This is a genomic window from Pseudomonas sp. GR 6-02 (assembly GCF_001655615.1).
Taxonomy (GTDB): Bacteria; Pseudomonadota; Gammaproteobacteria; order Pseudomonadales; family Pseudomonadaceae; genus Aquipseudomonas.
Window position 1 is genome coordinate 703094 of the sequence record NZ_CP011567.1, and the last position, 25562, is coordinate 728655.

Here is a 25562-nt window from a genome sequence, read left to right on the forward strand (position 1 = left end):
ATCGCCGCTGGCCAGGTAATCCTCGACGTTGCGCGCCACTTCATTTTGAAACTGCTGGGACAGGCCCAGGTAACGCTCCATCAACAGATAGGGGCGTTCCAGGGCTTTTTGCGACCACCAGAGGGTCGCGCCGAGGGCCACGCACACGGCGACCAGAAGGAGGGTATTGAGATTGGTCAACAGCTTCAGGCGCATTGCGGACTACCAACGGCAGAATGGTAAGTGCCTGAAGTTATTGCGTTTCTGTTACAGCGTTATGACCGAATCGGTCGATTCCGATGAAAAAGTGGCACTTTGCTTTGACTCCCGCGCGGCTTGCACGCGGTTGCGTCCGGCGTCCTTGGCGCGGTACAGCGCCTCGTCTGCCTGTGTGGCCATCATCAGGCTGTCGGAGCCTTCGTGCAGTTCGACGACGCCGGCACTGAAGGTGCACCAGAGGTCCTGGGGCTGCGCGGGGTAGTGAATTTCGGCAAAGCGCTGACGGATTTCATCGAGCACCTTGTAGGCCGATTCAATATCGGTGTCCGGCATGACGATGGCGAACTCTTCACCGCCGTAACGGCCGATGAAGTCGCTCTTGCGCAACCGTTGCTTGAGGAACAGCGCCAGGCTCTTGATCACCCGGTCGCCCATGGGATGGCCGTGGCTGTCGTTGACCCGTTTGAAGTGGTCGATGTCGAGCATCGCAAAGCTCAGCGGCTTGTTTTCGCGACGGGCACGGAATGAACAGTCTTCGAGCAGCTGCAGAATATGGGTGTGGTTGTACAAACCGGTCAGGCTGTCGCGCACCATCCGCGCTTTCAGATTGCGCGCCCGCGCCGCGCGGTTGCGCACGGTGGTGATCAGGTGTCGCGGCTTGATCGGTTTGGTCAGGAAGTCGTCGCCGCCCTCACTCATGGCGTCGAGCTGCTTGTCCAGATCGTCTTCGGCCGACAGATAAATGATCGGCACGCTGACATAGCGGTCGTTATGGCGGATTACCTTGGCCAGTTCCGTACCGGTGCAGGCCGGCATGTACATGTCGAGGATGATCAGGTCCGGCTGGAAATCCGCCAGCTCGGCCATGGCCTGGATCGGTTCGATCAAGGTCCGCGTGACGATCCCGGCGCTGTTGAGCAGGCGTTCGGTGTGCAAGGCCTGTGCGCGGGAGTCGTCGATGATCAGCACTTTATAAGGTTCGTACTGGGCGACGCAGGTCAGCACTTCGATCTTTTCCAGCAGGCTCGAGGCTTCGAGGGTGCCGGTGAGAAACTCCTGGCCGCCGGCGCGCACGGCAGCGAGGCGAGTCGGGGTGTCGGTTTCGTGCAAGCTGAAAAACAGCAACGGCAAGGGCTGCTCCAGGCCTTGCTGGGCTTCGGCCGCCAGTTTCAGGCCGATGCCGGCGCCGCTGAAGTCGACATCCATCACGATCGCCGCCGGCAAACGCTCGACCATCGAGGCGCGGAACGCGGCGACGCTGTCGAGGGCTTGGGCGCTGAGCCCGAAGAATTCAAGTTGCTTGGCCAGCCGTTCGGCCCGGTCGTGATCCTGCAGCATCACGTAGATCGGTTTGCGCAGCGGCGGCAGGAAGGTGTGTTCGAGCTGATCGCCATGGCGCAGGCCGGTGCGGGACAAGCGCTGCATCAGGCGGTTGAGGTCAGTGATCAATCCGCTGCTCAGGCGTCCGCGATTGGCGTCGACGGCCTCCAGCGACTGGCCGATATGACGGGCCAGCAGGGTGTGTTCCGGTTGTTCGAAACGTTCGGCAAAGCGCAGCAGGCGCAGATTGGCCTCGCTCAGCTCCGACAGGTCGGTGATGGACCATTCATTGCGTTGCAGACGTTGCCATATCTCAAGAATCTGACGTGCCTGATGAATTACCCGCTGGGCAAAGTGGTGCTTGAGGCGCTCACGGCTGGGGTCTTCTGGCTCGGTCATATCCTGACTACTAGTTAGGGTGCATGCTGAGATCGACTGGTGGCTCTATGCTAGCATCTCTTTTCAATTGCATGAGTGTCCTGCGTCAATAATCTGCAAAGCGACATCATTCAGTTCCCGACCGACTGGTCGCATAGGCTCAAGGCTGTGCTTCATTTATAGTGATGGCTTCGATTGCAGTCATTGTATGGCTCGCTGTGTCCCGCAGGATTTAATGCGCGGCAAATAAGGCACGATGGCGTAGGGTTGTAGTCGAACCGATGAACTCAAGTGATTGAAAGGATATCGCCATGCTGGACTGGAAGAACCGCACGGGCAGCGCGCCTGAGCGTGCCGCTGAACCGAAATCGGCCACCCGCAGTTATTTTGGTGGCCTGTTGTTCAGCCGGGCGCTGGCCACTCTGATTTGCCTTTACTTGTTGGTGGCTATCGCGCTGGGCTGGTACTGGAGCCAGGAACCCGCGCTGTTCCCGGTTCAGCAGAATGCCCAGATGGCAGCTGAGAAAGAAGGTAAGCAGATGGTGGTCGGGTACACCACGGTGGAAACCCTCAAGACCGTCGCCGGTACCTTGCTGACCAAACCGGGTGGCTATATTTCCAACGACCGTTTCCCGCCGGGCCTGTGGATGGACAACATGCCGAGCTGGGAATATGGCGTGCTGGTCCAGGTCCGCGACCTGAGCCGTGCGCTGCGTAAAGACTTCGCCCGTTCCCAGTCGCAGTCCGCCGAAGACGCCGATTTGGCCAAGGCCGAGCCGCGCTTCAACTTCGACAACAAGAGCTGGGTGTTGCCATCCAGTGAGTCCGAGTATCAGGAAGGCATCAACTCCCTGAGCCGCTATCAGGCACGCCTGTCGGGGCCTGACCAGAAGAGCGCGCTGTTCTACGCCCGCGCCGACAACCTGAACAACTGGCTGGGTGATGTAGGGACCCGTCTGGGCTCGCTGTCGCAACGGCTGTCGGCCAGCGTTGGCCGGGTCAAGCTCAACACTGCGCTGAAAACCGAAATCCCGGCGCTCGGCCAGGTGCCGCAGGTTGACGAAGAAGTCGTTGAAACCCCGTGGATGCAGATCGATAACGTGTTCTACGAAGCCCGTGGTCAGGCCTGGGCATTGTCCCATCTGCTGCGCGCCATCGAAGTCGACTTCGCCGATGTGCTGGCGAAGAAAAACGCTACGGTCAGCGTGCGCCAGATCATCCGTGAGCTGGAGGCTTCGCAAGAGCCGGTCTGGAGCCCGATGATCCTCAACGGCAGCGGCTTCGGTGTGCTGGCCAACCACTCGCTGGTCATGGCCAATTACATCTCCCGGGCCAACGCCGCGGTGATCGACTTGCGTCAACTGCTCAATCAGGGCTGAGTCATGGTAGATAGCGCTAAAGAGGCCGCCCACCGCGCGGCCTCCGATGCCGAACAGATCGCCTGGGTCGACGAGCGGGACAACCTGCTCGGCGCCATGGTGCGCTCCGACCTGCGTGAGCGTGGGCTGATCGGGCGCGGCACCTACATCATGCTGTTCAATTCTGCCGGTGAGCTGTGCGTTCACCGGCGCACCCTGAGCAAGGCGATTTATCCCGGTTATTGGGACGTGGCGGCCGGCGGCATGGTGCTGGCCACCGAGACCTACGCCGAATCGGCGGCCCGTGAGCTGGAAGAAGAGCTGGGGGTGAGCGGTGTGGAACTGACCGCCCACGATCACTTTTTCTTCGAGGACACCGGCAACCGGCTCTGGTGTTCGGCGTTTTCGGCGGTGTGGGACGGCCCATTGATCCTGCAGCCGGAAGAGGTGCTGGAAGCGCGCTTTATCCCGATTGATCAGGTCCTGCTGGAAATCCAGCAAAAGCCGTACTGCCCGGACTCTTTGGCAGCCCTGAAGCGCTATCTTCGCGCCCAAGGGGATGACGTCGCAAAAGAGCTGTAAATTGGCGCCGATTGGCTCTTAGCAAGTCGGCTTTTTGCCGTTACACTGCGCGACCTTTTCAAGCTGAACCGGCAGTGCCCGGCTCAGTAGCGCTGCCCCTGCCTGAGTGGGGCTTCGCGGTCGATAACCTTGCCCAAGGTTGCGATCAGTCTTTGTCCTCCCAAGAGGATTGCCGGTGGCCAAAAAAGCCGCATCCTTCGCCGCCCTTGGTGGCCTGGTATTTTCCACCGACGCAGGTCGTCATTGCCCGGAATGCAGTAAACCGGTGGATGCCTGCATCTGCAAACAAACCGTTATCCCGGCCGGCGACGGCATCGCTCGCGTGCGTCGCGAAAGCAAGGGCCGTGGCGGCAAGACGGTGACGACCATCACCGGCGTGCCGCTGGCCGAAGACGCGCTCAAGGAACTGGCCACCACGTTGAAGAAACGTTGTGGGACCGGTGGGGCGTTGAAAGACGGGATCATCGAAATCCAGGGCGATCATGTCGAGCTACTCTTGGCTGAGCTGATCAAACACGGTTTCAAAGCGAAGAAGTCCGGCGGCTAGCAGCCTCTGTGAAAACCACCCGCGGCTTGATCCAGTCCTGATTTCATTCTGGTCTGGCGTCGTCTCCATGGTTTTCACAGAGCCTGTTCAAGACCGGTTTCTAAACTCACTGCGGTCAGCGAGGTCTACCCCCTCGTTGACGAAACGTCATTTTCATTCTTTAGACTGCGCCGGCCTGAACTCAAGGCGACGCTCTATGACTTCTTTATAGGGGACTTCGATGTCCGTAAGACGCACACGCAAAGACGATGGCAGCCAATGGACAGTTGCGGACAGCCGCAGTGTTTACGGGATTCGCCATTGGGGGGCCGGGTATTTCGCGATCAATGACGCCGGTCGCGTCGAAGTTCGTCCGAACGGCCCGACCAGTTCGCCTATCGACCTGTTCGAGCAAGTCGACCAACTGCGCAAAAGCGGTTTGTCCTTGCCGTTGCTGGTGCGTTTCCCAGACATCCTGCAAGACCGCGTGCGTCAGCTGACCGGTGCGTTCGACGCCAACATCGAGCGCCTGGAATACCAGAGCAAGTACACCGCGCTGTACCCGATCAAGGTCAACCAGCAGGAAGCGGTGATCGAGAACATCATCGCTACCCAGAACGTATCGATCGGTCTGGAAGCCGGCTCCAAGCCTGAGCTGCTGGCGGTACTGGCGCTGGCGCCGAAGGGCGGCACCATTGTCTGCAACGGTTACAAGGACCGTGAGTTCATCCGTCTGGCGCTGATGGGCCAGAAGCTGGGCCACAACGTGTTCATCGTGATCGAGAAAGAATCCGAAGTCGGTCTGGTGATCGAAGAAGCGGCGTCGCTCAAGGTCAAGCCTCAGGTCGGCCTGCGTGTGCGTCTGTCGTCCCTGGCGTCGAGCAAGTGGGCAGACACCGGTGGCGAAAAATCCAAGTTCGGCCTGTCGGCGGCGCAACTGCTGTCGGTGGTCGAGCGTTTCCGTGCCGCTGGCCTGGACCAGGGCATTCGCCTGCTGCACTTCCACATGGGTTCGCAGATCGCCAACCTGGCGGACTACCAGCACGGCTTCAAGGAAGCGATTCGTTACTACGGCGAACTGCGCAACCTTGGCCTGCCGGTCGATCACATCGACGTCGGCGGCGGTTTGGGCGTGGACTACGACGGTACTCACTCGCGTAACGCCAGTTCGATCAACTACGACATGGACGATTACGCCGGTGTCGTGGTCGGGATGCTCAAGGAATTCTGCGATGCGCAGAGCCTGCCGCACCCGAACATCTTCTCTGAAAGCGGCCGCTCCCTGACCGCCCACCACGCGATGCTGGTGGTGCAGGTGACCGACGTCGAGAAACACAACGACGACGTGCCGAAGATCGACAACAAGGAAGAACTGCCGGAAACCGTGCAGTGGCTGGTTGACCTGCTCGGCCCGACCGACATCGAAATGGTCACCGAGACCTACTGGCGCGCCACGCACTACATGAGTGACGTGGCCACCCAATACGCCGATGGCAAGCTGACCCTGGCGCAAAAAGCCCTGGCCGAGCAATGCTACTTCGCCGTTTGCCGCCGCCTGCACAACTCGTTGAAGGCCCGTCAGCGTTCCCACCGTCAGGTGCTCGACGAACTCAACGACAAGCTGGCCGACAAGTACATCTGCAACTTCTCGGTATTCCAGAGCCTGCCGGACACCTGGGCCATCGGCCAGGTCCTGCCGATCCTGCCGCTGCACCGTCTCGACGAAGAGCCGCTGCGCCGTGCAGTGCTGCAAGACTTGACCTGCGACTCCGACGGCAAGATCAAGCAGTACGTCGACGAGCAGAGCATCGAGACCAGCCTGCCGGTGCACGGTCTGAACGAGGGTGAAGACTACCTGCTGGGGATCTTCCTGGTCGGTGCCTACCAGGAAATTCTTGGCGACATGCACAACCTGTTCGGTGACACCGACTCGGTGAACATCTATCAGAATGCTGACGGCAGCGTGTACCACGCAGGTATCGAAACCCACGACACCATCGAAGACATGCTGCGTTACGTGCACTTGTCGCCGGAAGAGCTGATGACTCACTACCGCGACAAGTGCGCCAGTGCCCGCATCAGCGCCAGCGAGCGCACCCAGTTCCTTGATGCCTTGCGTCTGGGCCTGACCCGTTCGTCTTACCTGTCTTCTTGAGGTAGGGCACCGCGCCCATCAGGTTGTCTGAAATTTCTCCGTAGGTTGCGGAAATTTCAGATGACCTGGTGCGGGGCTTCTCTTTTGTCACGCGAAATAGCCCACATACCGAGCAATCCAAGCGATGTGGTCTTCTTTTCGCGTAGGTCATTTCCTAAGTTGTACTTCGGCACTCTACTCGGCCATGTCTCTCAGCGAGAATCCCCGGCCGCCCCTCCTGTAGAGAATCGCCGATGTTCGATTCAGTCAACGAGCCGTCATTTCGTCTGGATATAGCGGGTCTTGCCGACCCCTTTGAGGTCTTGACCTTTACCGGTAGTGAAGCGATCAGCGAGCCTTTTGCGTTCGACGTGGATCTACTGAACGATGACCCGACACTGGACCTTGCAAGCCTGCTGTACCGCTCGGCCTTTTTACACTTCGGGCCGCAGGGGGAGGGTATTCACGGACAGTTGCTTGGCCTCGTTCAACCCGGCCATGGCAATGAGCCCAGGCTTTGTCGTGTGCGTCTGGGCCCCAGGCTTGCTTGCTTGGCCCAGCGCTTCAATCAGCGAATTTTCAGCGATCGCTCGGTGCCGGACATTCTCGCCCAGGTTCTCAAGGAGCACGGCATTGCCGGCAAGGATCGTCGTTTCGACCTGAACGGCGATTACCCGTCCCGTGATTTCTGCACGCAGTACCGGGAGTCGGACCTGCAGTTTTTCCAGCGTCTATGCGCCCAGGAGCGGCTTCATTACTACTTCGAGCACCGTACGCGCGGGCATTGTCTGGTCTTGGGCGACGGTCCGGGGCAGTTTCGCCGTGGCGAAGAGAGGGTCTTCGAGGATGTGAGCGAGCGACCGGGAGTGCATCAGTTCAAGCTTCATGGCTGCGGGCAGATTGCCGAGGGGCAGACGAACCTGCCAACGCTGCGCAGCGGTCAACTGATGCCGTTGTCCGGTCATCCGTATGCGGACTGGAATCGTCTCTGGCGAGTGACCCATGTCGAGCATCAGGGAGGACAACAGCCAGATTTTTTGTATCGCAACCAGCTGCGCGTCGTTGCGCAGGAGGTGCCTTTCATCGCGGCTCATCCCGTTGTGAAACCCAGGATGCACAGCCTGCAAAGGGGATGGGTAGTCGACGTCGGTGAATCTCGCCCCGATCCCGGCAGATCGGTCGCCGTGCAGTTTGACTGGCTATATCAGGGCGAAGGCGCAGCCCCCAGCCACTGTTGGTTGCCGTTGTCTGGCGAGCTGGAAAGCGCGGGTGTCATGCCCTTGAGTGAGGGCACGCAAGTGCTGGTGAGCTTTATTGAAGGTGATCCTGATCAACCGTTGATCAGCGGATTTCTTCCCGGAGCACCGTCCAGCGCAGAGCCGGGCATGGTCGAGCTGCTATCCGCCTCGACCACTGAAGCCAGCCGCGCGGTTGATGGTTTATTGGGCTTGCTGCAATCCAGCGAACCCTTGGTACTCCTGTGTTTGCTGCCAGGTGGGGGCAGTTTCAGTCATTGCGCGCAATCCTTATGCACTTGCCGGGCAGCGACGCAGCTTGGCCAGAGCGGTGCGGCATGATTGCCGTTCAGGCGCCCGACTCGACCCCGCAATGGCTGTTGCTCGATGTGCCGGGCGTGCCTCAGGCCGGTGCGATGTTGCGGCAACAGTTTGCTCATGTCCGATGGTTCTGGCTGTTCGAAGGCAGCGAGTTTCATCCGTTGCGTGAGCAGGGGCCAGTGTTGGTCGACCTTCGCGAATGCCCTGCACTCGCCGAGCTGTACTCAAGTGAGCCGCATACATGGGGCGGGTTGCTGCTGGTCAGTGAAGCCTCTTCATCACAACTGCTGGAGCATTTGCGCCGCATGCTCACCGTCACCTTCAGCCTGCATCACCGGGCCTTGTTGAGTTACTACAACCCTCAAACGGCGAGTTACTTTTTCGATGCCTGCGATGCGCAGGAGCTGAGTCGCTGGCTCGGTCCGATCGATCAGTTACGCTGGTTCGGCGGCACTTGGGCCGATCGGGCCATTGGCTGTCTGGGCTGGCAACAGTTGTTCAATCCACGGCTTGCCGTCAGGCCGCTGGCCATCGAAGAAAACCTCAGCTCGCGTCAGCGAGACAGCTTGCAGACCTGCCTGCTGGAGCAGCATGCCTGGCGCTGGAGCCGATCCACCGGCACCGACTACAACAGCTTGTGGGCTCACCTGCAGGAAGGGCTGGCGCTGGGTTTCAGTGAGCGCTCGGTGCTCGATGGCTGGTTATGGCTGCGCTTGCAGCACCCTGACGCCGTGCCAGGGCAGTCGTTATCGGGAACCACCCAGCAGGAGCGTCTCGATAGCCTGCGCAACCTGTGGCAGAACGATCAACCCTGAACGGGTTGAAGGTATGTCGCTCGTCATCCTTTTAACCAGCCGTCGTTCTTGCGCAAGTACCAGGCGAATGTGCCAAGGGTCAGGCTGCGCAGCACCATGAACAGCAGGAAGGTTATCCACAGTCCATGGTTGCCCAAGCCTTGCAGTATCCAGGCGAAGGGCAGTAGCAGGATCACGGTCAACAGCATGCCGTTGCGCATTTCCCGGGCGCGGGTGGCGCCGATGAACAGGCCGTCGAGCAGGTAACTCCAGACCGCAATCAGCGGCAGCGCGGCGAGGTACGGCAGGTAGATGAAGGCGGTGTCGCGCACGCTCTGGATGTCGGTCTGCATCTGGATGAACAGGTGCCCGGCGTACAGAAACAGCAAGGCGAACCCCAGGCTTGCCAGCAGCGACCAACCGCACGCCACCACCAGTGAGCGGCGCAGGGCATCACGGTCGCGAGCGCCGATGGCGTGTCCGCACAGGGCTTCCACGGCGTGGGCCAGACCGTCCAGCGCATGGGCGGTCAGCAGCAGGCCGTTGAGCAGCAGCGCATTGGCGGCTACCGTGGCATCTCCCAGTCGTGCACCCTGCACGGTGATCAGGAAGAACACCGACTGCAACGCCAGGCTGCGGATGAAAATATCGCGGTTGACCGCCAACAATGGGCGCCAGCTCTGCCACAACGCCAATGCGGCCCAGGCGATATGGCCGGGATAGGCGCGCAGGGCTTTGCGGGTCATGAACAGGCCTATCAATGCGCCGGTCCACTCGGCGATCACCGAGGCCCGTGCCGCGCCGACCACTCCCCACTCCAGGCCAAGCACAAACCACAGGTTGAGTGCGATGTTGACCAGGTTGGTGCTCAGCAGAATCGCCAGCGGAGCCCGGGCATTCTGGGTGCCGAGAAACCAGCCGACCAGCGCATAACTGGCCAGCGCCGCCGGCAGCCCGAACAGCCGTGTGTGGAAAAACTCGCGGGTCAGTTGATCCAGCTCCGCCGACGGTTGCATGAAGTGCAACGCGACCCCGCTCAACGGCACGCCCAACGCCCCCAACAAAATGGCCAGGCCCATGGCCAACAACAGACCTTGCAGCAAAATCTGCCGCAACGCAGCGCCATCCCCACGCCCTGCAGCCTGGGCGGCAAATCCGGTGGAGCCCATGCGCAGAAAGCCCATGGCCCAGGCAAGAAAGGTATACAGACTGGCACCCACCGCGACGGCGCCGAGCTGATGAGCATAGGGCAGGTGACCGATGACGGTACTGTCGACCAGCGCCACCAGCGGTACGGAAATGTTCGAGAGAATCATCGGGGCGGCGAGCGCCCAGACGCGGCGATGGGTCGGACGGTCGCGCCAGTCGGCAATCAGGTTGGACATGCAGGCTCCTTGGGGGCGCCTGCATTGTAGCGACGAACTCGGAATCCGCATCGATCCATTGTGGAAGCGAGCCTGTGTGGCTGCCTTAGTGAATGATCCAGCTCAGTAACCACAACCCCAGCAGCAACCAGATAATCCCCATGATGATCGACGCGTTCATGAAGGCGCGGATCGCCGACCACAGCAGCATCAGCCCGAGGATCAAGGTGATGATGCTGATGATCGAGGTTTCCATGCCCAATGCCTGGGCCAGCCCTTCGACAAAATTGCTGCCGGCGTTGCTCAACAGGTTGAACAGGCCACTGAGGGTGTCGATGATAAAACGGATGACCGAACCGATTGCCTGGCCGAGCCATTCGAAAAAGCTGTCTACCTGCATGTGTACGTCCTGATGGAGTGGTGGCGTGGTTGCCGGATCCGAGCCTTGGGCTATTGATCGTGCTCCCGGGTTCCCGTGGAAGCTGCCGAAGGCTGCGATTTTTTTGAGTATGGCGCAAGTACGCAGGCACAACGCTGCCACTTGCCTTCACCCGTCATCCCCCTGAAGCTATACGCCTTCAGGAGAGCCCGATGAACCTTGTTGAACTGACCGAACGCCTGCACGCCATTCGTGACCGCAATGACTGGCGGCAATTTCACAGCCCGAAAAACCTGGCCATGGCCGCGAGCGTGGAAATGTCCGAGCTGGTGGAAATCTTCCAGTGGCTGACCGAAGACCAGTCGCGCCAGTTGCCGGCGGACAAACTGGCCCATGCCGGGCAGGAAATCGGCGACATCGTGCTGTATTTACTGCTGCTGTGCAGCGAGTTGGGACTGGACATGAATGAAGTGGTACGTAACAAGCTCGCGGACAGCGAACGGCGGTTCAGCTGATGAGCGACCGTCATTTCGATCAGTTGGCGACCCGCTTCGCTGAAAAAATCTACGGTGGCGCAAAAGGGGCGATCCGCCTCGCGGTGCTGCAGGCCGACCTGGCCGAAACCTTGCCGGACCGTCCGTTGCGCGTACTGGATATCGGCGCCGGCCTGGGCCACATGTCGTTGTGGCTGGCCCAGCGCGGTCACCAGGTGACCCTGGCCGAACCCGCCGAGCCGATGCTTGAAGGTGCTCGCCAGCGTTTTGCCGAAGCCGGGCAGACAGCGACGTTCATTCAGGCGCCGTGGCAGGAGTTGCTTGGTCAGCTCACCGAACCCTACGACCTGGTGCTGTGCCACGCCGTGCTGGAATGGCTGGCCGAACCCCATGCGATTTTGCCGGTGTTGCATCAACTGACGAAGCCGGACGGCTGGTTGTCCCTGGCGTTCTATAACCGCGATGCGCTGATCTACCGCAACCTGCTCAAGGGCCATTTCCGCAAGATGCGCAAGAACGACATGGCCGGCGAGAAGCAGAGCCTGACGCCGCAACAGCCGCTTGATCCACGGGATCTGGCAGCGCAACTTGAGGGGCTGTGGCGGGTCGAAACCCAGAGTGGAGTGCGGGTTTTTCATGACTACATGCCGGTGGAATTCCAGGCCCGCGCCGAACTGCTCGACTTGCTCGAAATGGAACTGGCTCACCGCCGTCACCCAAGCTTCGCCGGGCTTGGGCGCTACTTGCACTGGATCTGTCGGCCGATCTGACCGGAGTGCGCAATGAATAGTCGTTCAGGTTTACTGGTGATCTGTCTCGGGTTGGCGGCCTGTCAGGGCAGCAACCCTTACATCGCGAGGTCCAATCCCTTGCCACCGGCACCGCCCCAGGCCGCCGGCACTTTCGACCGCAGCGCCTACCCGGCGGCGCCGCGGGATTACGGTCGCTACCGCAGCTGGGCCTGGCTCAACGGGCGCCTGCCTGCGGGCACGGCCTGGGCCGATTCGGAGCAGGTGGCCGAAGTCGTCAGCAATGCCCTAGACCAGCGCGGCTTGCGCCCACTGCACGACAACCGCCCGGCGGACCTGTTGGTCAGCGCCGACCTGCGGCTGGAAACCCGCTTGCGTCAGGTGCAGGACGGCTCTGGTTACGGTGGCGGCTATGGCGGCGGGTATTACGGCGGTGGTTACAACCGCTACGGCACGGGTTACGGCATGTACAACAGCGTGCCGGTCGTCCGTACTTATCAGGTACAGGTTGTGGTGGTGCGGGTCGATCTGTTCGACGCAAGCACCGGTCAACCGGTGTGGAGTGCCAGTGCCGAAACCAGCAGTCAGGGCAACCAGAGCGAACGTGCCGATGCCCTGCGCGAAGCTGTCGAAAAGGCCATGTCGGCGTATCCTCCTAGTTAGCTTCCTGTTCAGGAAGCCTCCCGCAGGTGCATGTCTTCAATCGGAGAAAAATCATGTTCCGCCGTCTCGTTTTACTGGCCATCGCCGCGCTGCTCACTGCCTGCGCCGCCAACGAGGTCAATCATGACTTCGATGCCAGTCGCGACTTTGCCGCCTATCGCAGTTGGAGCTGGAAAGAGCCCGCCGTGCAATACCGTCCCGACGACCCAAGGATCAAGAGTGACCTGACCGAGCAACGCATCCGCCAGGCCGTTGCCGATCAACTGGATCAGCGTGGCTTGCGTCCGGCCGCCGCCGGCGCTAAGGCAGACCTTAAGGTGCAGACCTACCTGATCGTTGAAGATCGCCAGCAACAAGTGACCACCTCCTATGGTGGCGGTTATGGTGGCCCATGGAACGGTTATTGGGGCGGGCCGATGTACAACGAAACCCGCAACGTCAGCTACAAGGTGGCGACCATCCAGATCGACCTGCTCGATGGCAAGGACGGCAAACTGGTGTGGCGTGGCAGCGACGAGCAAACCCTCAGCCGCACACCGAAGCCAGAGGACCGCAGCAGTACGATACGCCAGACGGTAGGGCGCATATTGGCTAACTATCCACCGCGCTAAATGGCTTAACCCTCTAACACTACAGCCCCTGTAGGAGCTAGGCTTGCCCGCGAAGAAGACACCGCGGTTTTTCAGTCATTACGCGTTATCGTTCTTCGCGGGCAAGCCTCGCTCCTACAGGATCTTCGTCGTCACACAAGCCCACAATAAGTTGGTGGGATGGCTAGTTGCCAGCAATCTGCCAAACCCTTGTCTACACTGCTGTTCATCAATGGAGGTAGCCCTCGGCGGTGTGCCGGCAAAGGAGTGCGCCATGTCTCCCTGCTTGCAGTTTCGTAGCCCGGCCCGGCAACGGGGAGCGATCGGTTTGATGGCGGTGCTGACCCTCGGCATGGCCCTGGTGTTCCTGCTGATCGTGGTCGACAGTGGCCGCTTGTATCTGGAGAAACGCAGCTTGCAGCGGATAGCCGACATGGCCGCACTGGAGGCTGCCACGCGCAACGGTGATTGCGCCGTGGGTGCCAGCGCTACCGCCTATGCCACCGCCAGCGTAAACCGCAACGGCTTCACCCTTCCTGACCCCACGCGCAGCCTGGCGGTAGCCTGTGGCACCTTGAGCCTGGACGCCAACAGTCTTCGGGTTTTTGTGGCTAACCCAAGCAGCAGCGAAGCCATTCGGGTGATCGTCAGTCATTCAGTGCCGCAGAGTTTCGCCGGTGGCGTTGGCGCCCTGTTCGGCGGTGCGCCGGCCGGGGCCACCCTCAACCTGACGGCGACCGCCGTTGCGGCGCTGCCGCCACCGCTGGCATCGCTGACCCTGCGCACCACAGCGCTGAGCATCGATAGCAGCAAGTCGGCCACCCTCAATGCGCTGTTCGGCGGTTTGCTCGGCGGCAGTCTGAACCTGTCCGTGGCAGGGTGGGATGGGTTGGTGAACACCAACATCAGGCTGCTGGGTTACCTTGATCGACTGAAGGTCGACCTCGGCCTCAACGCCGCCGGGTATAACCAGGTATTGGGCGCTTCGGTGGCCGTCAGCCAATTGATCCAGACCGCCGTCAATGTGCTGGACCCCGGCGGCACCCTCGGCGCGACGGCGACCATTGTCGGTCTACAAGCCCTCAAGGTGGCCGCTGGCTCCACGACTGTGGTGTTGGGCAATCTGCTGCACGTCGAGAACGGCAGCGACGTCTCAACGTTCGCGACGACTGTGAGTGTGTTCAACCTGATCGAAGGCGTCGTGCAACTGGCCAACAAGAAAAACGGTGTGGTGGCGACAGTGCCGATCAATCTGGCAGGGCTGGCGCAAATCACCGCTCGGGTGCAGGTGTTGGAGCCGCCGCAACTCTCCGCGATCGGCAATCCGAAAAACGCCGCGCTGGATCCGCTGGGGCCCAATCGGATCTACGTGAGAACCGCACAGCTTCGCACGTTGTTGTCGATCGACTTGCCGGCGCTGGACGCCATCGCGACGCTGGTCAATGCCGCGGCGGATCTGGCAGGACCGCTGACCAACACCCTCAACGCCTTGCTCAATCTCGACCTGGTGGCGGTGCTCAACTCACTGACCTGTGCCATCGGCGTGCCCTGTCAGACGCCCGACGTCATCGTGCTACCGGGGCCGATACGGCTCGACGTGGCGCTGGACGTCGCCAGTGCCGATAGTTACGTCACGGCTTACAGCTGCATCAGCAACACCAACAAAACCCTGACCACCAACACCAGCGCATCGCTGGTGAACCTGAAAATCGGCCGGATCGATGCCGCCAGTATGTTCGGCAGCAACACCGTACCACCGACGGTCACGGTGCAGCCGTTGAAGCTGATCGATATCGGGATCAAAACCTGCCGCAGGTTTTTGTTCGTGCCCATAACCTGCGATCCGCGTGTGCCAGGCGTCGGTGGTGGCATCGATGTCGTTGCCGACACCAGTGTTGCGGCGAACACCAACATGCCCCATGTCTACTCCGCACCACCGGCCAACAGCCTGCCGGACATCAACCAGCCGCCGTTTTACTACTCATTTTCCACCAGCAGCATTGTCAGCAACTTGCTCAACACCCCGGTCAACCTTCACGTCGATATGTATGGCCCGTCAGGCAGTCTCGTCGGCGGTCTGGGGGCGATCCTGAGCAGCGTGACCAGTTTGCTGGTCAGCGCAATCAACGGCGTGCTCAACCCGTTGCTCGACAGTCTGATCAACACTGTGCTGATAAGCCTTGGGGGCGACTTGAACAAGGTCGACGTCGGCGCCAACCTCAGTTGTCACTCAGGGCGCGCGTCGCTGGTGATCTGATCGCCCGTGACAATCGGCAACTCAATGCAGAAACGCGCGCCCTCGGCCGCGTTTCTTACGCTCAACCGTCCGCCCATGTTCTCGACGATGCCGTAACTCACCGACAACCCGAGCCCAGTACCGACGCCCACCGGTTTGGTGGTGAAGAATGGCTCGAAAATCCGCTCCAGCAACCGTGGGTCGATGCCGCCGCCGTTGTCCTCGACCCACAGCCGCACTGAATGCTCGTCACGTTCGGCGTACAGCGAAATCCACGGTTTAAACGCCGGGTCGGCCTCGCGTTTGCTCAGCAACGCATCCCGTGCATTGACCATCAGGTTGATCAGCACCTGTTCCAGCTGATCGACGTAACCGCGCACCTGCACATCAAAACCGCTCTCGCTGACCCGCAGCTCGATGCCTTTGCCGCGCAGGCCTTCAGACAGCAGCGCCAGCGTGCCCTCGATGGCTTGAACCGGATTGAACGGCTGCTGCTCGACCTCCGAACGCCGGCCGAACACCCGCATGTGATCCACCACCTTCGCGGCGCGCTGGACTTGTGCGTCGATGCGATTGAGCTTGTCAGTCAGGTAATCGATTTGCGCATCGCCATTTCTCAGACGCTTGAGCACATTGACGATGGCCATGCGCATCACGTTCAGCGGCTGATTGATTTCATGGGCAAGCCCGGTGGCCATTTCGCCGAGGGTGGCCATTTTCGCGCTCTGGGTAAGCTGCTGCTGGGCGCGCCTGACCTCAGTGTTGTCGCGGCCCACGGCCTGAATTTCCAGCAAACGACCCTGGTCGTCGAACACGCCGCGATCCGACCAGACCCACCAGGCATGTTCCCGTCCCGGCAGTTGCAGGTTGATCTCCGCAGTGCTGACCGGGAACTCCGGGCTCAGTCTACTGAGGCGCTGGAGGAACGCTTCGCGCTGCTCCGACGACATCCAGCTGCCCAGGTTCACCCCCGGCAGCTGCTCGGGTTGGCATTCCAGATAGGTCGCCAGAGGCCGGTTGCCGAACGTCAGCGTCAGGTCGGGGCGGTAGCGGCAGATCATCGCCGGGGAGTCTTCCACCAGGATCCGGTAGCGCTCTTCACTCTGTTTGACTTTCTCGGTGGCCAGGGTCGCCTCGGTGACATCCAGCCACAGGCCCACGGCTTCCACCGGCAACCCGAGGTCATCGCGCAGCAGTTTGGCTTCGTCGAGCAGCCAGTGGTAATCGCCGTGACTGTCGCGCAGTCGATAACGGGCGCTCACCGAACCCTCGCGCAGCAGTTGCCGGGTACGCTCGAAATAGCCGTCGCGGTCTTCAGGATGGACCCGCTCCACCAGCGAGCCTGCGGCGCAATCGGCGAGCGACCAACCGAGCAGCGGCAACAGGCTGTCACTGAAAAACGTCGGTTGCAGCGCCCCTTCGACATAGCGCTGCACGTAGATCACCGCCGGTGAACTGGCGATCAGGTTGTCCAGCCGGGCATGGGCGGCAGCGGCATTCTGCTGTTGGTTTTTGATGTCGCTGATGTCGAGCATGAAACCCACCAGCCGGCGGTTTTTACCGATGCCCAACGCCTGGCCTTGCAGTCGGTACCAGATCGGCGTTTGTGTCGTGTCGGGGCGATGCAGCCGTACGCACAACAGCAACGGCGCGCCTTCGTCTTGCAAGGATTGCAGGCGAATCGTCAGCTCTTCACGGTCGGCGGGATGAATCTGTTCGAGCCAGTCGTGCAGCGGAAAACGAGTGCTCGCAAGGTTCAGCGTATTGGCGAGCGACGGCGCCAATTGCACTTCGGCATGGTCGCTGAAGACCTCCCACCAACCGGTACCGAGCAAGGCTTGTAGAGATTCCAGCCGCTCCAGTTGCAGGTGGTGCTGATGCTCGCGCAAGCGCTCAAGCAGCGGCCCGGCCAGGGCGGCGGTGAGTTGCAACCAGTCGCGCTCGCTCAAGTCGGGGGCACGTTCTTGCACCGGGTAGAAACCACAGAGCAACCACGCGACCACGCCCTGGGCATTGCGATAGGGCACCGCGAACCCTTCGGCATTACCGAAGATGCTTTGCAGGCGTGGGTGCTCGCTGGGTGTCAGCTGTTGGGGGACTGAGCCATTCAAACTGTCGAGGCCGGTGCCCAGGCGTTGATGGGTTTCCCACAACCTTGGTGCATCGAAGGCCGTGTACTGCTGGTGAATCAACCAACCCTCGGCCTGTTCATCGAGCAAGGCCATGGCCATGCACGGAATCTGAAAACGCTGGGCCAGACCTTGCAGTTGTTCGGCCAATACCTCGGGCAGGCGCGTCAGGCTGCACAGGCGCAACTGCTCGCTGACCTGCGCCGCGAGTAACTGGCACTGTTCACGACTGCGCGCTTGTCGACGTTCGAGCAACAGATCGCCGATGTCGATCAACTGCAACAACCATTCTTCGCCCAACGGCTGCACCCAGCCGCGCAAGTGCAGCGGTTGCCCGGCGAGACTAAAAAAGTCCAGGTCCAGGCTCTGTCCCTGCCACTCGGCCGGCGTGCCTTCGACCGACAGGGCGCTATGGGGCATGAGGTAATCGAGCAGGTGCGGTGACTGCGCGTCGGGTATCTGTTGCGCCAGCAGATGCCGCAACGGACCGCTCAGCTGAATCACTCGACCTTCATCATTCAGATGCAGCTGCAAGCCGACACGCTGCACGCTCGCAGGCTCTGGCGTGTTCGGGGTCTGTGGCGGGTGACGATTGAGCAGACGCCCGAAGAGTTTGTCCCCGGAGCTCAAAACTGCAGGCTCGATTGGGCCGTGAGGATCGGCGGCAGATTGGGCACCGAACCGATTCCCGGCAGCACCAGGAACGGCAGCACTTGATTCAGTTTACTGGTGGGGTAGTTGATGCTGACCGTCAGCACGCCGCCGGTGTAGGTGGCGCTGGCGTCGGTGGCCACGTTGAAATTCAGCGCGGCGGGAATCCAGGCCAGCTGCCGGGTCAGTTCGGTGGTCGCGATGTTTCTGACCGCCGTGTCGTAATTGGCGGTGCTCGGGTCCAGCGCCACACTGCGACGCACCGCTTCGGCCGTGGACTTATTGAACGATTGCATCAGCAACAGCGGCAGGCTGTAACTGACCAACCCATAAAACACGGCGAAAAAAATCACGAACACCAAGGCAAACTCAATCGCCACGGCACCTTTTTGCTTGCGGGGGAGGCCTGTTTTCATGAGTGCGTCTACCCTGACAATTACTGCGTAGTGTCAGCATAGAATCATTCAGCCAAAACGGACGTTTTTTACCGGATGCAGAGCCTTGTCCTACTCATCTGGCTGACGCTTTGCGCAGCACAGGATGCCCGAGAACGCCACATCGCCAATGGCCTGACCGTGGGCGCAGGTGTGCTGGCGCTTATCTATCTGTTGTGGACAGGGACTACGTGGCTGGGGGCCGAGGCGGTGCAGGGCGGCTGGGCTTTGTTGTTGGCATTGGCCTTCACCTTGCCCGGTTATGCAGTGCGACGCATGGGGGCAGGCGACGTGAAGCTGATGGCGACGCTGGGTCTTGCGACGGACGGTACGCACTTGCTCGGCGGTTTCATCGGCGCCGGGGTGGCCAGTGTGCTCTGGCTGCTGCTGGCGCCAAGACTCTGGCTGCATATGGGGCAGAGGCTTAGAGCGCGTCTTCGTTACCTGGAGCCTGGCGCGTCAAAAAAGCAGCCCTTTGCGCCGTTCGTGCTGGTGGGTGTGCTGCTCACACTGGCCTGGATGCATTAATCGCAGGCGTCCCCTGTTCTATGTACATAGTTGGAAAGTGCGTCTACTTTCAAAATTGTTGTTGTACAGCCTGTGGTGTCGGTGCAGGAGCAGCCAAGCCAGACTTGGCATGGAGTGGCACGTGAACAAGCTTACCTCGGCAGTAAAAGTTCTTGTGGTTGATGATGAGCCGTTGATTGTCGAAGAGCTTTGCGAGTTCATCGAGCTCAATGGTTATCGCTGTGTGCCTTGTGTCTCCGGCCATCAGGCGATCGAGCGTTTCAGCGAAGACGTGAATATCGGCTTGGTGCTGTGTGATTTGCAGATGCCTGACATGGATGGCATCCAGCTTGTCCAGGCGCTGCAGCGGTTGTCCGGCAAGCATCGGGCGTTCGAGGCGATCATGCTCACCGGGCATGCGAACAAGCAGGATGTGATCAAGGCTTTGCGTATCGGGTTCGCCGATTACTATCAGAAGCCGATTGATCTGGCTGAGTTGCTCGAAGGTTTACAGCGTCAGGAAGTGGCCTTGCAGGAGCGGCAGAGAAATCTGCAGTTGGGGCATTTGAGTCAGAAGCTGCAGTACCTTTGTGAATCGATCGATGAGCTTTATCAGGATCTGGACAAGGTTCGTCGGGGGGCGTCCCCGGAACCTGTGTCAGGTTCAGTTGACGGTGTGGTCGGTGACCCGGAGCGGGTGGTGGGGATGCCGGCGGTGTTCAATCAGTTGTCGCCGCGTCAGTTGGAGGTGGCGCAGTTGGTGGGCAAGGGGCAGACCAATTATCAGATTGCCTGTGAGTTGGGGATTACCGAGAACACGGTGAAGCTTTATGTGTCGCAGGTGTTGCGGTTGACGCATATGCATAATCGTACGCAGGTGGCGTTGGCGTTGTCGCCCGGGAATGCCGGGGGGCGGCGGGTTTCTGCGCATTGATCTTGGCGGCCTTTGGGCCGACCATGTTCTTGTTGACCGGGTACATATCCATTTCTGCGGTAACGGCTGCTTAGGGTTCCGCTCTTACAGCGGGTCACTTTTGGCAAACGCCCCAAAAGTAACCAAAAGGTCTCGCCCCGAACGTCCGGCCCCTCGCTAAGGCTCGGGGTTCCTTCGCTCCGGTATCCATCTGGGGGCATCGCCCTACGGTTGGCTTCGCTTCAACCTACATGCGATGTGTTCGACTGCGTCGAACGGCGCTGCGCGCCAATCCCCAGATGAACACCTCCACTCAGCCTCCCGAAGGGGCGGGTGAATCAAGATCAAAAGCGGCAGGCGAGCTAACGCTCGGCCTGTAGTTTGGCGGGTGTATGCCGCTCCCCTGTGAGCTGCCGAAGGCTGCGATCTTTTGATCCTGGCGGCCTGACAGCCGACCAATCTCTCCCAGACATACACCGACCCACTTGTAGGAGCGAGCGGTGCGGCGATCCGACTTGCCCGCGAAGACGGCCTTACAGGCAACGATGTTTATTGGTCGGTAAAAACGTCAGAACCTTCCCACATGTTTTTCAGGTTGCCCGTCGGAAGCGGCGTCTCTAGCCTTTGTCCGTCGCTGACAATTCAGCGACCGGGCGTCGCGGCTCGATTCTTGAGGCATAATCGCTCCACCGAACAACAACACTTTTTGGTGTCTGTCGTTTCGTGTCATGGCGACTGTGCGCGGGATACCTTCGGGTATGCCGAGCAAGCCTCAGGGGTCGGTCCGCGAACCCGCGTACAGCTGCCACCCCAAATTGCGTCGCGGCAATTTGGAAGTGGCTCCATTTCATCCCGGAGGTGTAATCATGTTCAAAGCCACACCAAATCCCCCTGAAACTGACGACGTTTCGCCCTACGAATCCCTCGATTCGAAAAAACTCAACGAAGCCGCCGAACGCGCGCTCGACCACTACCTCAAGCCACCACCCAAACAACCCGAAGGCCGCAAGCCAAGGAGGATGTTTCTGGTCGCCCCGGACATGGACAACGAAAGCCTGCTCGCCCATGTCTGCGAATCACTAGCCTCAGCCAGCGTCATGACCAGCGATATCGCCGCCTATGTCGACGCCCCGCAGCGGCATACGCTCCTGGCGATTCAGCAGGTCATCATGCTGGCCGAGCTGGCGGTGAATCGGGTGCTGGATAACGTCGACGTACCAAAAGCCGCGCCACACAGCTGACCCCTTGCAGGAGCGGGCCCCTCACCACAGGCTCGCTCCTGCAGGATCAGCGGTCTTTCAAGAACCAAACGCCCGCGCCAGCGCGGTGAAGCTCGGTCCGGCCAGCACGATCAGCAATGCCGGGAAGAGGAACAGCATCATCACCACGGACATTTTCGCGGACATTTTGGAGATGTATTCCTGTAAGCGAGTCAGGCGTCGGTCATCGAGCAGCAGCTTGAGCGCCAGCAGTGATTTCATCGCGCCGCCGCCTTGGTGAATCAGTTGTTGAAGGATCACGCAGGTGTCGGTGAATTCGTCCACCGCGAGCAATTGGGTGGCCTTGTTCAGTTCTTCGCCCAGTTCCAGACCGGAATCGACCCGCGCCAGTATCAGGCGCAATTCGTGGGTCAGGGTCGGTAGCAGTTGTTTGCCTTCAACGCTCAACACTCGCAGTGACTGTTCCACCGCCATGCCGGATTCGAACAGGATGCGCAGCAGTGGAATGAAGGTTGATACCTCGATCGCCAGTTGTTTTTGCCGCTGCTGCGCGGCGGCGGCCAGCAAGCGTTTGGGCAGCAGGTAGCCGAGGGCGGTGGCGAGGGTCGGGGTAATCCAGTGGTTGTTCACTTGCGGGAAGAACAGGCCCTGGATCAACAGGCACAGGGCCAACGCCAGCACCGGTGTGCCGATCTGGCAGGCGGCGAACAGCGAGCGTTGTCGGGCGCTGCGCCAGCCGAGGCGGTTGAGCAGGGTCTGGGTTTCGTTGTCCAGTTGGATCGAACGCTGACCGATGCGGCTGTCGCCCAGCAGTTGTAGCCAGTGACTGACGCGATGGTCGCTCAGCGGTTTGCCGTCCAGCCGTTGGGCTACCTGGCGTGCACGCCGGTGCTGGTCCAGCAGGCCACTGAGCAGCAACAGCGTGGCCGCCAGAAACAGCAGTGCGCTCAGCAGCAGGGCGATTTTCATACGCTTCGCAACATGCGCCACAGCGCCAGGCAGCCCACGACCTGCAAGCCGAACGCGGTCGCCAGCATCATTTGTCCCGAGCCGCTGTTCCACATGGCCAACAGGTATTTCGGATTGGACACCAAAAAGTAACCGGCAAGCCCCACAGGCATCAGCCCCAGCACCACGGCCGTGACGCGGGTTTCGCCGGTCATGGCGCGCAGTTGGCGCGCCGCCTGGTCTCGTTCGCGGATCATTTTGATCAGGTTTTCAAACAGCTCACTGGCATTGCCGCCGTAGCGGTGATTGACCTTCAGGCCCAGGGCGAACAGGCGAAACTCGTCTTTCTCATACAGCTCGGCGAGGTCCGAGATGGCGTCCGGCAGGCTGACACCCAAGTGCACGTTGCGTTGAACCCGAGCCATGGCGTCTTTCAGTGGCGCTTCGGCGGCGTTGATGGCGCCCAGCACTGCATCGGCCAGGGTGCGTCCGGACTTCAGGCTGCGCACGGTGTGGTCGAGCAGCGTCGGCAGTTGTTCGATCATGCGCTTGAGTCGGCGCTGATATCGCCAGCTGATGTACAGCCGCAGAGCCAGGGGCGGCACCAGTAGCAACATCAACAAACCGATCCAGCCCGCGAGGGCAAACCCCAGCAGGGCGCCCAAGGCCCAGAGCAGCAGCCACGACCCGATGCGCTCGGTGGGGCGCCCGAGGCCGGCGCGTAGAAAGGTCCGTTCCAGGCCAGACCAGGATGATTTCGCCACGGTCAGTTGCGGTTGCCCTTGGGTCAGGCGGCCGAGGGTTCGGTCGATGCCGGCCTGGCGCAGACTGTTGTAGAACAAACGGATCGACACCCCCAACAGCGTCAGGCAAAGCAGGATGAGCAGCGCCGGTTTGAGCATGCCGTGACCCTCAATACGCCAAGGGAGAGAGTGCCGACTCGCGACGCAGTTTGTCGCCGGCGGGGTTGGCCGCCTCGCGCAGAAAACCGCGGCCGGTGTGTCGGTCGAAGCGGAACAGGGTGTTGGTCACGTAGACGTCGTCACGAATACCGACGACCTCCACCACTTCGCTGACGCAGCGGCGGCCATCGGGCAGGCGCGTGAGTTGGATCACTACGTCCAGCGCCGCGCAAATCATTTGCCGCAGGGTGCGTTCGGCGATGAGCCGCCCGGTCAGGCCCACCAGCGTCTCCAGGCGCAACAGTGCATCCTGGGCGTTGTTGGCGTGCACGGTGCTCATGGAGCCGTCGTGCCCGGTGTTCATGGCGGTGAGCACGTCGACCACTTCGACGCCGCGAATCTCGCCGAGGATGATCCGGTCCGGGCGCATCCGCAGCGCGTTGCGAATCAGGTCGCTGGCCTTCACTTCGCCGTGGCCTTCGGCATTCGGCGGTCGGGTTTCCAGGCGTACCACGTGAGGATGGCCGAGTTGCAGTTCGGCGACGTCTTCGATGGTGACCAGCCGTTCGTGAGGGGCGATCAATTGGCTGAGAATGTTCAGCAGTGTGGTCTTGCCGGTGCCGGTACCGCCGCTGACCAGGATGTTGCAACGCTTGCCCACAGCCTCCTGAATGAACTCGAAGATCGCCTGGTCGATGGTTTGCATCGCCATCAGGTCGGTGCTTTTGAGCATGTCCTTGCGGAACTTCCGAATCGACAGGCATGGGCCGTCGAGGGCAATCGGTGGAATGATCGCGTTGACCCGACTGCCATCGGGCAGGCGTGCATCGACCATCGGCGAAGACTCATCGAGCCGTCGGCCCAGGGGCGCGAGAATCCGTTGCATGACCCGCTCGACGTGGTGGTCGTCGATGAACCGCAGGTCACTGAGGTGCAACACTCCCTCACGTTCGACGAACACCCGGTGCGGGCCGTTGACCAATATTTCGGTCACCGCCGAGTCGCGCAGCAGCACTTCCAGCGGACCGAAACCGGTGAGTTCGTCGACGATTTCTTCCGCCAGCCGTTCCATCTCGTAGCGGGAAATCGCCAGGTGCAGACGGGCGATGTATTCGGCGACTTTGTCGGTGACGAACTGCGACAGCATGGGCCGCGACCCTTCCAGCAGGTTTTTTCCGGACTCTTCGATGGCGTCGATGATGTAGCGGTGCAGCACCAGTTTCAGGCCTTCGTGGTCGGTATTGCCGGTCGGCCCGTGCGAAGGCGCGCCGAAGAGTTTTTCCCCGCTCATTGCACGCCCCTCAACCGGTTGAACCAGCCGGCCTTGGGCTTGTCCGGGCTTTCGGAGCGTTTGGCCAGCTGCTCGCCGAGGGCGCGCAGGCTTTGGGTCAGGCCCTCGCGCGGGGCCAGCTCGAACAGGCTCAGCCCTTGATTCTTGGCGTTGAGTCGCACTTCCGGGCTGTAGGCAAACACCGCGATCACCTCCATGCCGAAAGTTTTGCCCAAGGTGTCGGAGTCCGGCGGGACGCTGCGCAGGTAGCGGTCCACCAGCAACCTGGCGTGGTCGAGCTTCAGGCCTTTTTCGCGCCAGCGGCTGAGCACCTCAAGGTTGCGTCGGCAGTCGAGCACGTTTTGATCGGTGTACCACAGCAACTTGTCGCAATGGCTGACGAAGGTGCGCAATGCTTCACTGTCCGACTGGCCGGTGAGGTTCACCACGATGTGCTGGAAATGTTGGCGCAAGGCACTGAGCAGCATGTACAGCTCGGCGGCGCTGGTCTGTTCGAGCGGTTCATCGTTGCTGGCGTAGGCGAGGATTCGCAGCCCGGCGTCGCAGGTAGTGAAGGCGCTGTCGATCAGCGTTGCGTCGAGGCGCCTGAGGTGACGCAATGCATCGCCGAAATGAAACGAACTCTCCAACCCCAGCAAGGCCAGGCTGTCGCCACGGGGCAGCCCCAGATCCAGCAACAGCGTTTGCTGGCCGCTCTTTTGCACCACGTGCGCCAGGTGGTTGGCGAGCAACGCGCCGTCGCCATTGCCCTGCGCGCCGTAAAGTACGGTCAGGCCACCTTGTGGAATCTGTTGGGTGTTCGGCGCCACGGTCGGCAGGCGTTTACTCAGGCGTCGCACCAGGCCGGCGACTTCGCTGGACCGCGAGCCGTAAGAGACAAAATCCCGTGCTCCGGCGCGCATGGCATTGAGCACCAGTTGGTTGTCCATGCCATCGCCCAGGGCCACGATCGCCAGCATCGGTTTGGCTTCCAGGGCTCCCTCGATCAACGCGCTCTGGGCCACCACATGCTCATGGTCCAGGCCCACGAACACCAGGCTGGCGAAGGTCACGTCCACCAGTGTCAGGAGCTCGTCGAGGTTGCCGCCCCCGGCGCTGATCACTCGACCCAAAGGGGCGAGCGCCCCTTGCAGCCACTCGAAGTCGGTGTTGTTGCGTGTGATCGCGAGGAAGGTCTGGCTCAGGTTCTGGCTTTGGCTCATTGCGATAATCCGCCGTGTTTATCGACGTGGCCGTTTTCGAGGAA

The 25562-nt window shown here is 60.9% G+C and carries 23 protein-coding genes; 14 read left to right on the plus strand and 9 right to left on the minus strand.

The genetic code is table 11. The annotated features are described in order from the left end of the window. Positions 1-246 precede the first annotated feature (246 nt). A complete protein-coding gene (gene gcbA, locus PGR6_RS03010) occupies positions 247-1917 on the minus strand; it encodes a diguanylate cyclase GcbA (protein ID WP_018928418.1) in 1671 nt (556 codons plus the stop codon). Positions 1918-2207: 290 nt separating this feature from the next. On the opposite strand from gcbA, the gene PGR6_RS03015 reads away from it, so the two are divergent. The 6 genes from PGR6_RS03015 (at position 2208) to PGR6_RS03040 (ending at position 8867) form a co-directional block, all read left to right on the plus strand. After that, entirely contained in the window at positions 2208-3275 is a 1068-nt protein-coding gene (locus PGR6_RS03015; protein ID WP_064616066.1) for a DUF2333 family protein, read from the plus strand. 3 nt (positions 3276-3278) lie between these two features. After that, positions 3279-3836, plus strand: coding sequence for an NUDIX hydrolase (locus PGR6_RS03020; protein ID WP_064616067.1), 558 nt, complete (start codon positions 3279-3281; stop codon positions 3834-3836). A 175-nt stretch (positions 3837-4011) separates the two neighbouring features. Beyond that, positions 4012-4383, plus strand: a complete 372-nt coding sequence (locus tag PGR6_RS03025; RefSeq protein WP_007914613.1) for a translation initiation factor Sui1 — start codon at positions 4012-4014, stop codon at positions 4381-4383. A 220-nt stretch (positions 4384-4603) separates the two neighbouring features. After that, the gene (speA, locus tag PGR6_RS03030) at positions 4604-6517 is read left to right on the plus strand and encodes an arginine decarboxylase (RefSeq protein WP_018928415.1); all 1914 of its coding nucleotides are present in this window, start codon (positions 4604-4606) and stop codon (positions 6515-6517) included. A gap of 233 nt (positions 6518-6750) precedes the next feature. After that, positions 6751-8073 carry a contractile injection system protein, VgrG/Pvc8 family gene (locus tag PGR6_RS03035; protein ID WP_064616068.1) on the plus strand — a complete coding sequence of 441 codons (1323 nt, stop codon included), beginning with the start codon at positions 6751-6753 and terminating at the stop codon, positions 8071-8073. Then, positions 8070-8867 (plus strand): DUF4123 domain-containing protein, encoded by a 798-nt coding sequence (locus PGR6_RS03040; protein ID WP_064616069.1) that lies wholly within the window; start codon positions 8070-8072, stop codon positions 8865-8867. Before PGR6_RS03035 ends, PGR6_RS03040 begins: the two co-directional genes overlap by 4 nt. A 23-nt stretch (positions 8868-8890) precedes the next feature. Here the strand turns inward: PGR6_RS03040 and PGR6_RS03045 are convergent, their stop codons facing one another. Continuing rightward, positions 8891-10231 (minus strand): MATE family efflux transporter, encoded by a 1341-nt coding sequence (locus PGR6_RS03045; protein WP_064616070.1) that lies wholly within the window; start codon positions 10229-10231, stop codon positions 8891-8893. Between the two features lie 85 nt (positions 10232-10316). Further along, entirely contained in the window at positions 10317-10610 is a 294-nt protein-coding gene (locus tag PGR6_RS03050) for a hypothetical protein (RefSeq protein WP_018928411.1), read from the minus strand. 191 nt (positions 10611-10801) lie between these two features. Between PGR6_RS03050 and PGR6_RS03055 the strand changes: the two genes are divergently transcribed. The 5 genes from PGR6_RS03055 to PGR6_RS03075 all read left to right on the plus strand — a co-directional run bounded on the left by PGR6_RS03055 (position 10802) and on the right by PGR6_RS03075 (position 15342). Next, a complete protein-coding gene (locus tag PGR6_RS03055) occupies positions 10802-11104 on the plus strand; it encodes a MazG-like family protein (protein WP_007937232.1) in 303 nt (100 codons plus the stop codon). Further along, positions 11104-11853, plus strand: a complete 750-nt coding sequence (locus PGR6_RS03060) for a methyltransferase domain-containing protein (protein ID WP_018928410.1) — start codon at positions 11104-11106, stop codon at positions 11851-11853. Before PGR6_RS03055 ends, PGR6_RS03060 begins: the two co-directional genes overlap by 1 nt. A gap of 12 nt (positions 11854-11865) precedes the next feature. After that, complete coding sequence (locus PGR6_RS03065; RefSeq protein WP_064616071.1) at positions 11866-12495, plus strand: DUF4136 domain-containing protein; 630 nt, start codon at positions 11866-11868, stop codon at positions 12493-12495. A 53-nt stretch (positions 12496-12548) separates the two neighbouring features. Further along, a complete protein-coding gene (locus tag PGR6_RS03070; RefSeq protein WP_018928408.1) occupies positions 12549-13106 on the plus strand; it encodes a DUF4136 domain-containing protein in 558 nt (185 codons plus the stop codon). 253 nt (positions 13107-13359) lie between these two features. Then, positions 13360-15342 (plus strand): pilus assembly protein TadG-related protein, encoded by a 1983-nt coding sequence (locus PGR6_RS03075; RefSeq protein ID WP_064616072.1) that lies wholly within the window; start codon positions 13360-13362, stop codon positions 15340-15342. Here PGR6_RS03075 and PGR6_RS03080 read toward each other — a convergent pair. Together PGR6_RS03080 and PGR6_RS03085 are read right to left on the minus strand one after the other, a co-directional pair. After that, on the minus strand, positions 15312-18080 hold the full coding sequence (locus PGR6_RS03080) for a PAS domain-containing sensor histidine kinase (protein ID WP_064616073.1): 2769 nt from the start codon (positions 18078-18080) through the stop codon (positions 15312-15314). The genes PGR6_RS03075 and PGR6_RS03080 overlap by 31 nt on opposite strands. Beyond that, positions 18077-18517, minus strand: a complete 441-nt coding sequence (locus tag PGR6_RS03085; protein ID WP_064616074.1) for a TadE/TadG family type IV pilus assembly protein — start codon at positions 18515-18517, stop codon at positions 18077-18079. The genes PGR6_RS03080 and PGR6_RS03085 overlap by 4 nt, the downstream gene beginning before the upstream one ends. Before the next feature lie 75 nt (positions 18518-18592). On the opposite strand from PGR6_RS03085, the gene PGR6_RS03090 reads away from it, so the two are divergent. The 3 genes from PGR6_RS03090 to PGR6_RS03100 all read left to right on the plus strand — a co-directional run bounded on the left by PGR6_RS03090 (position 18593) and on the right by PGR6_RS03100 (position 21196). Beyond that, entirely contained in the window at positions 18593-19063 is a 471-nt protein-coding gene (locus PGR6_RS03090) for a prepilin peptidase (protein WP_018928404.1), read from the plus strand. 109 nt (positions 19064-19172) lie between these two features. After that, positions 19173-19976, plus strand: a complete 804-nt coding sequence (locus PGR6_RS03095; protein WP_082920815.1) for a response regulator transcription factor — start codon at positions 19173-19175, stop codon at positions 19974-19976. Between the two features lie 845 nt (positions 19977-20821). Then, a complete protein-coding gene (locus tag PGR6_RS03100; RefSeq protein ID WP_064616075.1) occupies positions 20822-21196 on the plus strand; it encodes a DUF6124 family protein in 375 nt (124 codons plus the stop codon). A gap of 57 nt (positions 21197-21253) precedes the next feature. Here PGR6_RS03100 and PGR6_RS03105 read toward each other — a convergent pair whose 3' ends face one another. From PGR6_RS03105 to PGR6_RS03120, 4 genes are read right to left on the minus strand one after another with little or no spacing between them, the layout of a single operon-like run. Then, a complete protein-coding gene (locus PGR6_RS03105; RefSeq protein WP_064616076.1) occupies positions 21254-22144 on the minus strand; it encodes a type II secretion system F family protein in 891 nt (296 codons plus the stop codon). Then, positions 22141-23025: a type II secretion system F family protein gene (locus PGR6_RS03110; protein ID WP_018928400.1), complete on the minus strand. Its 885-nt coding sequence runs from the start codon at positions 23023-23025 to the stop codon at positions 22141-22143. Before PGR6_RS03110 ends, PGR6_RS03105 begins: the two co-directional genes overlap by 4 nt. Positions 23026-23035: 10 nt before the next feature. Continuing rightward, positions 23036-24316: a CpaF family protein gene (locus PGR6_RS03115; RefSeq protein WP_018928399.1), complete on the minus strand. Its 1281-nt coding sequence runs from the start codon at positions 24314-24316 to the stop codon at positions 23036-23038. Continuing rightward, entirely contained in the window at positions 24313-25518 is a 1206-nt protein-coding gene (locus PGR6_RS03120; protein WP_018928398.1) for an AAA family ATPase, read from the minus strand. Before PGR6_RS03120 ends, PGR6_RS03115 begins: the two co-directional genes overlap by 4 nt. Positions 25519-25562 lie beyond the last annotated feature (44 nt).

Excerpts from the sequence above, each read along its gene's own strand:
- PGR6_RS03060 (WP_018928410.1), top strand. The coding sequence starts at position 11,104 with ATGAGCGACCGTCATTTCGATCAGTTGGCGACCCGCTTCGCTGAAAAA.
- PGR6_RS03085 (WP_064616074.1), bottom strand. The coding sequence starts at position 18,517 with ATGAAAACAGGCCTCCCCCGCAAGCAAAAAGGTGCCGTGGCGATTGAG.
- PGR6_RS03110 (WP_018928400.1), bottom strand. The coding sequence starts at position 23,025 with ATGCTCAAACCGGCGCTGCTCATCCTGCTTTGCCTGACGCTGTTGGGG.
- PGR6_RS03035 (WP_064616068.1), top strand. The coding sequence starts at position 6,751 with ATGTTCGATTCAGTCAACGAGCCGTCATTTCGTCTGGATATAGCGGGT.
- PGR6_RS03050 (WP_018928411.1), bottom strand. The coding sequence starts at position 10,610 with ATGCAGGTAGACAGCTTTTTCGAATGGCTCGGCCAGGCAATCGGTTCG.
- PGR6_RS03105 (WP_064616076.1), bottom strand. The coding sequence starts at position 22,144 with ATGAAAATCGCCCTGCTGCTGAGCGCACTGCTGTTTCTGGCGGCCACG.
- PGR6_RS03020 (WP_064616067.1), top strand. The coding sequence starts at position 3,279 with ATGGTAGATAGCGCTAAAGAGGCCGCCCACCGCGCGGCCTCCGATGCC.
- PGR6_RS03045 (WP_064616070.1), bottom strand. The coding sequence starts at position 10,231 with ATGTCCAACCTGATTGCCGACTGGCGCGACCGTCCGACCCATCGCCGC.
- PGR6_RS03120 (WP_018928398.1), bottom strand. The coding sequence starts at position 25,518 with ATGAGCCAAAGCCAGAACCTGAGCCAGACCTTCCTCGCGATCACACGC.
- PGR6_RS03075 (WP_064616072.1), top strand. The coding sequence starts at position 13,360 with ATGTCTCCCTGCTTGCAGTTTCGTAGCCCGGCCCGGCAACGGGGAGCG.
- PGR6_RS03070 (WP_018928408.1), top strand. The coding sequence starts at position 12,549 with ATGTTCCGCCGTCTCGTTTTACTGGCCATCGCCGCGCTGCTCACTGCC.
- PGR6_RS03090 (WP_018928404.1), top strand. The coding sequence starts at position 18,593 with ATGCAGAGCCTTGTCCTACTCATCTGGCTGACGCTTTGCGCAGCACAG.
- speA (WP_018928415.1), top strand. The coding sequence starts at position 4,604 with ATGTCCGTAAGACGCACACGCAAAGACGATGGCAGCCAATGGACAGTT.
- PGR6_RS03015 (WP_064616066.1), top strand. The coding sequence starts at position 2,208 with ATGCTGGACTGGAAGAACCGCACGGGCAGCGCGCCTGAGCGTGCCGCT.
- PGR6_RS03100 (WP_064616075.1), top strand. The coding sequence starts at position 20,822 with ATGTTCAAAGCCACACCAAATCCCCCTGAAACTGACGACGTTTCGCCC.
- PGR6_RS03065 (WP_064616071.1), top strand. The coding sequence starts at position 11,866 with ATGAATAGTCGTTCAGGTTTACTGGTGATCTGTCTCGGGTTGGCGGCC.
- gcbA (WP_018928418.1), bottom strand. The coding sequence starts at position 1,917 with ATGACCGAGCCAGAAGACCCCAGCCGTGAGCGCCTCAAGCACCACTTT.
- PGR6_RS03115 (WP_018928399.1), bottom strand. The coding sequence starts at position 24,316 with ATGAGCGGGGAAAAACTCTTCGGCGCGCCTTCGCACGGGCCGACCGGC.
- PGR6_RS03040 (WP_064616069.1), top strand. The coding sequence starts at position 8,070 with ATGATTGCCGTTCAGGCGCCCGACTCGACCCCGCAATGGCTGTTGCTC.
- PGR6_RS03055 (WP_007937232.1), top strand. The coding sequence starts at position 10,802 with ATGAACCTTGTTGAACTGACCGAACGCCTGCACGCCATTCGTGACCGC.
- PGR6_RS03095 (WP_082920815.1), top strand. The coding sequence starts at position 19,173 with ATGGAGTGGCACGTGAACAAGCTTACCTCGGCAGTAAAAGTTCTTGTG.